12 protein-coding genes are annotated in these 9,403 nt (G+C 29.6%); 9 read left to right on the top strand and 3 right to left on the bottom strand.

The genetic code is table 11. The features are described from left to right. Positions 1 to 386 precede the first annotated feature (386 nt). Complete coding sequence (locus AC1RRU_RS12170; RefSeq protein WP_046464902.1) at positions 387 to 797, bottom strand: VOC family protein; 411 nt, start codon at positions 795 to 797, stop codon at positions 387 to 389. A gap of 510 nt (positions 798 to 1,307) precedes the next feature. On the opposite strand from AC1RRU_RS12170, the gene AC1RRU_RS12165 reads away from it, so the two are divergent. The 5 genes from AC1RRU_RS12165 (at position 1,308) to AC1RRU_RS12145 (ending at position 5,231) form a co-directional block, all read left to right on the top strand. Beyond that, positions 1,308 to 1,757, top strand: a complete 450-nt coding sequence (locus AC1RRU_RS12165; RefSeq protein ID WP_011276697.1) for a GNAT family N-acetyltransferase — start codon at positions 1,308 to 1,310, stop codon at positions 1,755 to 1,757. A gap of 597 nt (positions 1,758 to 2,354) precedes the next feature. Further along, positions 2,355 to 2,651, top strand: coding sequence for a hypothetical protein (locus AC1RRU_RS12160; RefSeq protein WP_011276695.1), 297 nt, complete (start codon positions 2,355 to 2,357; stop codon positions 2,649 to 2,651). Positions 2,652 to 2,768: 117 nt separating this feature from the next. Then, entirely contained in the window at positions 2,769 to 3,593 is an 825-nt protein-coding gene (locus tag AC1RRU_RS12155; RefSeq protein ID WP_048668201.1) for a Fic family protein, read from the top strand. Between the two features lie 417 nt (positions 3,594 to 4,010). Next, positions 4,011 to 4,430, top strand: a complete 420-nt coding sequence (locus AC1RRU_RS12150; protein WP_046464904.1) for a GNAT family N-acetyltransferase — start codon at positions 4,011 to 4,013, stop codon at positions 4,428 to 4,430. A 99-nt stretch (positions 4,431 to 4,529) separates the two neighbouring features. Continuing rightward, positions 4,530 to 5,231 carry an HAD family hydrolase gene (locus tag AC1RRU_RS12145; protein ID WP_070855367.1) on the top strand — a complete coding sequence of 234 codons (702 nt, stop codon included), beginning with the start codon at positions 4,530 to 4,532 and terminating at the stop codon, positions 5,229 to 5,231. Positions 5,232 to 5,288: 57 nt separating this feature from the next. Here AC1RRU_RS12145 and AC1RRU_RS12140 read toward each other — a convergent pair whose 3' ends face one another. Together AC1RRU_RS12140 and AC1RRU_RS12135 are read right to left on the bottom strand one after the other, a co-directional pair. Beyond that, a complete protein-coding gene (locus tag AC1RRU_RS12140; RefSeq protein ID WP_049395837.1) occupies positions 5,289 to 5,951 on the bottom strand; it encodes a deoxynucleoside kinase in 663 nt (220 codons plus the stop codon). Beyond that, positions 5,944 to 6,561: a deoxynucleoside kinase gene (locus tag AC1RRU_RS12135; RefSeq protein WP_053017854.1), complete on the bottom strand. Its 618-nt coding sequence runs from the start codon at positions 6,559 to 6,561 to the stop codon at positions 5,944 to 5,946. Before AC1RRU_RS12135 ends, AC1RRU_RS12140 begins: the two co-directional genes overlap by 8 nt. A gap of 63 nt (positions 6,562 to 6,624) precedes the next feature. On the opposite strand from AC1RRU_RS12135, the gene tadA reads away from it, so the two are divergent. From tadA to AC1RRU_RS12115, 4 genes are all read left to right on the top strand, one after another. Then, complete coding sequence (tadA, locus tag AC1RRU_RS12130) at positions 6,625 to 7,098, top strand: tRNA adenosine(34) deaminase TadA (protein WP_070581365.1); 474 nt, start codon at positions 6,625 to 6,627, stop codon at positions 7,096 to 7,098. Between the two features lie 136 nt (positions 7,099 to 7,234). Next, positions 7,235 to 8,104: a Cof-type HAD-IIB family hydrolase gene (locus tag AC1RRU_RS12125; RefSeq protein ID WP_070581366.1), complete on the top strand. Its 870-nt coding sequence runs from the start codon at positions 7,235 to 7,237 to the stop codon at positions 8,102 to 8,104. A gap of 22 nt (positions 8,105 to 8,126) precedes the next feature. Then, entirely contained in the window at positions 8,127 to 8,693 is a 567-nt protein-coding gene (locus AC1RRU_RS12120) for an NADPH-dependent FMN reductase (RefSeq protein ID WP_011276686.1), read from the top strand. A gap of 315 nt (positions 8,694 to 9,008) precedes the next feature. After that, positions 9,009 to 9,403: YSIRK-type signal peptide-containing protein (locus tag AC1RRU_RS12115; protein ID WP_493196598.1), on the top strand; the 395-nt coding region annotated here is incomplete at its 3' end.

Here is a 9,403-nt window from a genome sequence, read left to right as displayed (position 1 = left end):
AAAAAAGACAATTTCTATATTATTTCAATAGAAATTGTCTTTTTTCACTTATCCAAGAACTTTATGTCCCGGACTCTATTTATTTACGATATTTCGTATTGTTGGCTCGTTTTTTAGGATACAGCTTCAGCCTGTAATTCTCTAAAGAAATTCTTTGATGAACATTTACTCATTCTGTTGTGATGCTTGCTTAGGGGGCTGGGTCGAGCCGCGGTCTTGTAAAATAGTTTTTAGATAGATAAGCAACATAGGAGTCTTCACAACTACACTTCGTAATCTATCTTAGAACTATTTACTTAAGTGTGTGAGCACTTACGTTTATCAATAATTCTAAATCTCTCAGAAGTCGCTTAACTACGTTTAATTATCAATTAAAGATTTAGAAATTACTTGAAGTTTTTTTTCATTAATTTTTGAAAATCTTTATCAGTTATATTTGAATGTGAAAGTGTTAATAAGTGACCGTCTAAGTCTTTTATAGTCATTTCTTTAGCGTTCCATGGTTTTTCTTCAAGTTGTTCCACAATAAATTGTGAAGTTATGTGTTTCTCTAAGTTATTAATATCTTTAACTAAAATATTCAAGTATGTTGCATTACCAACTTCAAAGTCATCACTAGAAATTAGCATGATATCTTGATACTTCTCCAATCTCAGATGCTCCATTAAAACCTCATTTTTATCATTTCTAAATTTAAATACACTGTTAAATCCTAGGTTTTTTTCATACCACTTCGCTGCTTTTTGAATGTCACTGACTAGTATCTTATTAAACATTGGCATTTGATAATAATCCATTTCAAATCTTCCTCCATTTCTTTGGTATAACTAAAACATAATCTATTACGTAACGTTAAAGTCAATAATGGAGAGACTAAAATTAGAATATGAATTGAACTAATATATTAATTTAGCGATGTGGTTTGTGTTAAATGTGTTTATTAAGAATAGCGAAGTAATATCTTTTCATAAAAGGTTAGTGTCGAAAATTGTATATTAAGCTATAAAATATCTTGAATTTTAATTAATGTAAAACATATGAGAAAAATAAAGATATTAGCATGGATGTTAATATTGAAATATAAAAATAGTCTAAAAGATGCTAAAGAAAACATATGAATTCTCAAATTGAGAATAACATGTAAGGGTGGATAGCTTATTATTATAGAAATAGTTGGTAAGTGCAAATTATTTCTTACTTAGGGGTAATTTAAATTTATGAAGCTATTTATATTAATTAGAAGTCTATAAATCGATAAAAATTAAATAACTAAGAATAAATTCTATTTTTGAAAAGTAGGGATATTTATGTTTGAAAAATTGGACTCTATTGAAGATGCACCATTTGATTTACTGTTGTTGGCTGATCCGTCTATGAAATTAATTTTAGAATACCTTCAGAGTGGAGAATGCTTTATTTATAAAGATGGTTCAGTAATATTAGGTTGTTATGTGTTAAAAGAAATTAATATAGATAAGGTTGAATTAGTCAACATAGCTGTTAGTGAAAATAAACAAAGTCACGGTATTGGTAAAAAATTATTATTACATTTGTTTGATTATGCAAAACAAAAAGGATACAAAGAGATCATTGTGGGGACAGGCAATTCTAGTATTGATCAAATTGCTTTTTATCAAAAAGCAGGTTTCAGAATGATTGGAGTAGAAATTGGGTTCTTCGAAAGAAATTATAATGATAAAATATACGAAAATGGAATTTTATGTAGAGATAAGATTTGGTTTTTGAAAAAAGTGTGAGCAAGTAATATATGGATGTTATATAAAAATAATAAAGATTAAAAATAAGCGTTGATAAGTAAAGTTTTTTTATTAACCAACTTAAATTGTATAGCACTTTTTACATTAAGAATTATTTATAAAACCATTTATAGTTTCATACTAAAAATTGATGTTTTTAGGAAAGGAACTTATTGTAAATATATGAGAATAATTGCGATTTTATTAGTGATATGTCTATGGACTAGCTTATTTATTAATTTTGGTATGATTAATGTCTTTTTAAATATAGCTACTACATTTGTGTTACTTAAGTTACTAAACGATAGAAAGAAATAATTTATTTGGATTTATCTTAGCTTAGACACCTGTTACTATGACAGGTGTTTTTATATTAAAATGTATATCTACTGAAAATATAGAAGGAATATTCAATGATGATTAGTATACTTATAAAAATGACTATTTAACATAATTAATTTTTTAACTATGTTTCATCTTGAGTATAGTGATTTTTAAAGTTAAGAATATTGTTTTTAAAAGAAGAACGGATTATATATAATATAATCATTCATAAATATCATATTTAAATATATGATAAGTAAGAAGGTGTACCTTGTGGAGTACAAATCATTAAAAAAGCTTTTTCATATGTATGGTTGGGATAATGTAGATACAGAATATAATATGCGGTTAAATAGTTATTCAAGTTATGTTACCGATTTTATAATCCATCCAATTCAGGACGAGAAACAACAAAGAGACGTAGAGTATCCTCTATTCTTTGTTCTAAATCGATCATTAGGTATTAATCTTGAAAAGGTCTTAAAAAACTCAGATAGAATTAAGCAACTTTCCTCAGAATTGCCTAAAGTTGCGAATGAAGTATATATTAAACATTTATTAATCAATTAAATCCAAAGTACAAATAAAATTGAAAATATAAAAAGTACGAAAAAAGAAATAGCTGCGTCTTTAAACAAAACTAAAGGTGAGAATAAGCGTTTTGATGGATTAGTAAACCAATATATTATGATTGAAAATGATGATGTTGAAATTAACTCAATTACAGATATACGTAATATCTTTGATTTAATTGTGCCTTCTGAAATTCTAGAAAAAGATTTACCAGATGGAAATTTGTTTAGAAAAAATTCTATTGGTGTATATGACAATGCTAAAAGTAAATGGATTCACAGAAATGAATTTAATGAACCAGAAATTTTTGAATATCTAACTATCTTTTTAAGTTTTATTAAACATTACGAAGCACCAGATATTTATAAAATTCTAGCTAGTCATTACATGTTTGAATACATTCATCCGTTTTATGATGGAAATGGAAGAGTAGGAAGATATATTTTAGCTAAATTGCTTAATGATAACTTGGATTCATTTACAGCACTCACTTTTTCATACGTCGTAAATCACAATAAAAATAAATATTATAAGGCATTTCAAGAAGCATCTGATTACTTTAATAAAGGTGAAATAACAAATTTCATTGATGATATGATGCAATTACTTATTGAAGGACAAAATAATATAATAGAAACGTTTGAAAATAATACAGAAATAATTAAAAGACTTGCACAGGCACTTGATCAACAAGGATTGAATAAAAATGATTCAGATGTTCTCTTTATATTACTTCAAGATAAAATTTTTGGAAGTAAATATTCTAGAATTACTATTAAAGGAGTCAAAGATATCGCAGGATATTCAAGAAATAAAGTTAATGAAGTAATAAAAAAATATGAAAGCAAATTAATACAGTTAAAAAGTAATCCTGTTGTTTACGAGGTGAAGGATAGTTACGTACAAGAATTGCTTTCTATGCAAAACAATACAAATTGAAATATTTAAACATACAAATACGCAACATTAATGAGCAATTACGCAATAAACGCCAAATTTATCCTCAGGCGCTTACAATAAAAATGTAATTCAAATATTAATGAAGGAGTGGAATCCAATGACAGACGTATTCGGTTTCATAAAAAAAGCGTTTGACTTTATTAGTAGCATTTTAGTACACGGTGAACCTAAATAAATATTTTTATAAAGAAAAATCACCCCGGTGTTAGATTAAAAGTCTAATTTTCGGGGTGAATTATTTATATCGGTTTTTAAATTACACAATCATAAATTTCACTCAATTAAATCAACGTAGGCAAATGATAAATGAAACGGTATTGGTTCGCGTATTTTTGAAACTTAAAAGATATTAAATAAGTTTGTATAATAAAATATAAAGATGATTGGGGGGATTGAATGAAATTTAAACTAATTACTTATTTCGATGAAAGCTATATTGATTCAATTTACGAAACATATCAATCAGTTGGTTGGTTAAAACATGATAAAGATAAGATACGAAAAATTTTCGAGAATAGTACGCACGTAGTCTTAGCAATTTATGATAATAAAGTCATTGGTTTTGCTAGAGCATTATCAGATGGTGTATTCAATGCAGCTATTTATGACTTAGTTGTTAATAAAAATTTTCAAAATAATCAAATTGGTATGCATATGTTTAAACACATTCTTAAGGAAATAGGGTCACTTTCATGTATCCATTTAATCTCAACTATCGATAATTTAGAATTTTATCAAAAGGCTGGATTTAAAAAATTGAAAACTGGTATGGTTATATATCAAGGTAAACGCCTACTAGATACATATACTGAATAATTGGAAGATGGAATAATAAATCGTGTTATTAAGTCTAAGATAAGAATTTGTATTACAATATAATGGTTAATAATCATAATTCACAGGAGTGCTATGTAAATGAAATGGATATTATTTGATAAAGACGGGACTTTAATAGAATTTGATAAGAGTTGGGAGAAAATTGGTATAAGATTAGTGGATAGTCTTTTAGAGGAATACCCAGTAGCTGATAAAGAAGTTGCACATCGCCAATTAGGTGTTCTTGATAATGCCATCGTTCCTGATTCTGTAATGGGGTCAGGGTCACTAGATGAAATGATTAAAGCTTTCAATAACGTTGTTGGTAAAGATGTCTCAACTTGGACACGTAATACGAGCCAGGAGCTTGTTGATACACGTGTGCCAGAGAACAACTGGATTGATGGTGTGTATGATATGATTCAATCTTTAAAAAAAGACGGCTATAAAATTGGAATTGTTACAAGTGATTCACGAAAAGGGGTATTGCAATTTCTTGAAGATACCAATTCTAAAGACGCTTTCGACTTAGTTATCTCTACAGAATCACATGCAGCGGAAAAGCCAAATCCAGCAGTATTAAATCCACTGTTTGATTCTTATGATGTCGAACCTGAAGATGTAGTTATAGTAGGAGACACTAATAACGACATGAAAACAAAGGTTAATGCTGAATTAGGTTTAGCAATTGGTGTGCTTACTGGTATAGCTAAAAAAGAAGAGTTAGTAGATGCTGATGTGATAATAGAGACAGCTGTGAGTGTGCCCGAAGTCTTAAAACAATATATTGAAAACAAATAAGGTAAAAAATGTAAAAACGCTACACAATGAGTTTGAAATGTGTAGCGTTTGTTTATGTTAACGATTATCTACCTTGCGATAAGTATTAATTACATGAGCAATTTTATCAATAATTGGGTCTAAAGAGTCTAGGTTTTCATGAATATCATATTCGTTTATGTTAACGCGCACGACCGGACAGGCATTAAAGTTATTTATCCAGTCATCATAACGTTTGAATAACTTTTGCCAATACTCAGGATCCGTATTAATTTCCATATCACGACCACGTGCTTTGATACGCTCAATTACTTCATTGTAGTCGCACTCAAGATAAATTAATACATCAGGTTTAGGGAAGTAAGGTGTCATTACCATTGCATTGAACAACTCAGAATATGTTTTAAAATCATCTTCATTCATAGTACCTTGTTCTTCATGCATTTTCGCGAAAATATCAACATCTTCATAAATAGAGCGATCTTGAATGAATCCACCACCATATTCAAACATACGTTTTTGTTCTTTAAAACGTTCTGCTAAAAAGTAGATTTGTAAGTGGAAACTCCAACGTTCAAAGTCATCATAAAATTTATCTAGATAAGGATTATGATCAACATTTTCAAAAGAGGTTTTAAAATTCAATTTGTCAGCTAAAGCCTGTGTCAATGTCGATTTCCCAACACCAACGGTACCAGCAATGGTGATTATTGCGTTTTGAGGTACTTTATAATTATTCATGTTCAATTGCTCCTATCATAGGTCTTATTTTTTCTAAAATTGATTGATAATCTGAGTCATTTTTAACAAAATCAATTTCACTTGTATTAATTAAGACGACATTCGCGCCTTCACTTTTCATGGCATTATAAAATGTTAAATAATCTTCTTTGAGATTCAATAAATAGTCATCCTCAATATGATGTTCAAAACTACGATTACGTTGAGCTATTCTTTGTTTCAGAACATCCAAATCAGCATCTAAGAAAATAATCATGTTAGGCATTTCAAGATCTTCAGTTAAAATATCGAAAATGCGATCAAATTTATCAAATTCATTATTACTCAACGTGTTACGAGCGAAAATTTTATTTTTATAAATATGATAATCGCTAACAACACCTTGAGTCATTTTAGCGATATCTTTTGCCTGTTTATATCGATTACAGAGGAAAAACATTTCTGTTTGAAAACTCCATTTAGAAATATCATCGTAGAAGTCAGATAAAAATGGATTTTCATCAATTATTTCTTTTTCTTCATAGTAATTTAATGTCTGGCTAAGCTTATGAGTTAGGGAAGATTTACCTACACCAATTGGCCCCTCAATTGCGATAAATGGTTTGTTCATAATCACATCTCCAAATGTTAAAATAGACAATGAGTATTGTATCATAAGTGAGGTATAACACACATGGCAAATGATGAATATTACATGAAATTAGCGATTGAAGAAGCTAAAAAAGCTCAAAAACTTGGAGAAGTTCCTATAGGCGCAATCATAGTTAAAAACAATGAAGTCATAGCAAGCGCACATAACTTAAGAGAAACTGCGCAGCTTCCTACGGCTCACGCAGAACATATCGCTATTGAACGTGCTTCAAAAGTAGTTGGAAGTTGGCGTTTAGAAGAATGCAAATTATATGTGACACTTGAACCGTGCGTCATGTGTGCCGGTGCCATTGTGATGAGTAGAATTCCTAAAGTGGTATACGGCGCTACTGATTCTAAAGGTGGATGTAGTGGTAGCTTGATGAATCTATTAGAAGAATCTCGATTTAATCATAGAGCTGAAGTTATTAAAGGCGTACTTGAGCAAGAATGTGGTGATTTATTACGAAACTTCTTCCGTGAGCTACGATTAAAGAAGTCTAAAGGGAACATGTAAGCGTACAAATTGAGCTATATTTGTTAAAATAATACACGTGAATTAAGTGTTCAAGTTGAGATTTTAAATTTTAACTTTAAGATGTTTTTTTAAAGATAAATAGCAATTAGTTAAGAGAATGAAACGAGGTAACTGTATGATTAAATTAATAGCAACAGATATGGATGGTACATTGTTAAATGCTGCACATGAAATTTCTCAAGAAAATGTTGATGCAATAAAATATGCACAATCACAAGGGATAACAGTTGCCATTGCGACAGGTCGTGCATTTTATGAGGCAAATACACCTGTAGCTGAGACAGATTTAAGCGTACCATATATTTGTTTAAATGGTGCAGAAGTACGTGATGAATCATTTAATATTATGAATACGTCTAATTTAAATCATGAATTAGTGGAACGCATTAAATCAATTCTAGATAAAAATGATGTATATTATCAAATTTATACTAATAGAGGGATTTATACAGAAGATCCAACCAAAGATTTAGATATTTACTTAGATATTGCTAAACAAGCAGGACAAGAAGCGGATGTTGAAAAGATTAAACAAGGTATTCAAAAGCGCATAAATAATGGGACATTAAAAGTTGTAAATAGTTATGAAGAAATTGAAGATATCCCGGGCGAATTAATCATGAAAGTGTTAGCTTTTAATCCGGATTTAGAGAAAATTAATGCCATTGGAGTAGAACTTTCAGCTATTCCAAGTTTAGCCATTTCATCATCTTCACGCGGAAATCTTGAGATTACACATTCTGACGCGCAAAAAGGAATCGCGTTAGAGTCTATTGCTAATCAATTAAACATTGATTTAAAAGACGTTATGGCTTTAGGCGATAACTTGAATGACGTATCAATGCTAGAGCGTGTTGGTTATCCTGTTGCAGTAGAAAACGCTATGCCTGAAGTTAAAGCAGTTGCTAAATATGTAACGGACACAAATGAAAATAGTGGTGTTGGGAAAGCCATAATGAAGTTATTGAAAGAAGAAAATAATTAATATTAAGAGGTGTATAGTAGAAATGAAAGGACTTATAATTGTTGGTAGTGCCAAAGTTGGCTCACATACAAATGCGTTAGCTAAATATTTAGTGGGACAGTTTGATACACATGATTTAGATGTTGATATTTATGATTTAGCAGAACGCCCATTGAATCAATTAGACTTTTCTGGGACAACGCCGTCTATCGATGAAATTAAAACCAATATTAAAGATTTTCAAGAAAAAGTAATGGCAGCAGACTTCTTAGTACTTGGAACTCCTAATTATCATGGGTCATATTCTGGCATCTTAAAAAATGCATTAGATCATATCAATATGGATTATGTCAAAATGAAACCAGTAGGATTAATAGGTAACAGTGGCGGTATCGTAAGTTCAGAACCACTCTCACATTTACGTGTCATTGTTCGTAGTTTATTAGGTATTGCTGTACCTACACAAATTGCAACACATGACTCAGACTACAGTAAACTTGACGATGGTACATTATATCTTGATGATGACCAATTTCAGTTGCGTGCAAAATTATTTGTTGATCAAATCGTATCATTTGTCAATAACAGTCCGTACGAACATTTAAAATAAATTATAATAATGTTAAAAAACACATTTATAAAGGAAGAAACTAGTTTAAAGAGTGATAGATATCGCTCTTTTTTTGTTTAACGAGAAAGATTGTATATCATTTGGAGATAATTATCACTTGATCAATTGAATTGACTTAAAAAGATTAAAGATACCTATCTATTGTATGACCTAATATTTATTTTTTTATTGTAAAAATTTTAAAAAGTATTGTGTTAAATGATAAAATGCACTATGCTAGAAGTGTATTTACATATAATATTATATGTATTTTACATTTTGAAATGTGAATAATTTAATTATTAGGAGGTAATTATGAGTAAAAGAAGACAAGGTCCTATTAACAAGAGATTGGATTTTATTTCGAATAAGTTAAATAAGTACTCCATAAGAAAATTCACTGTAGGAACAGCTTCAATATTAGTTGGTGCTACATTGATTTTTGGTCACGCTGACGATGAGGCAAAAGCAGCTGAAGAAAATCATATGGAAAATACTTCTCTAAATAGTATAGAGAATGATAATGACAAAAATAATCAAAAAATTGACTCATCTAATGAAACTGCTACAACATCAACAGAAGAAAGTACAGAAGATGTAACAACAAAAGAAGATAATACCGAAGAGGTAGCAACAAAAGAAGATAATACCGAAGAGGTAGCAACAAAAGAAGATAATACCGAAGAGGTAGCAACAAAAGAAGATAATAC

The organism is Staphylococcus sp. GW821-FHT11H10 (genome assembly GCF_058807855.1).
This window is presented reverse-complemented; position numbering and strand designations above follow the sequence as displayed.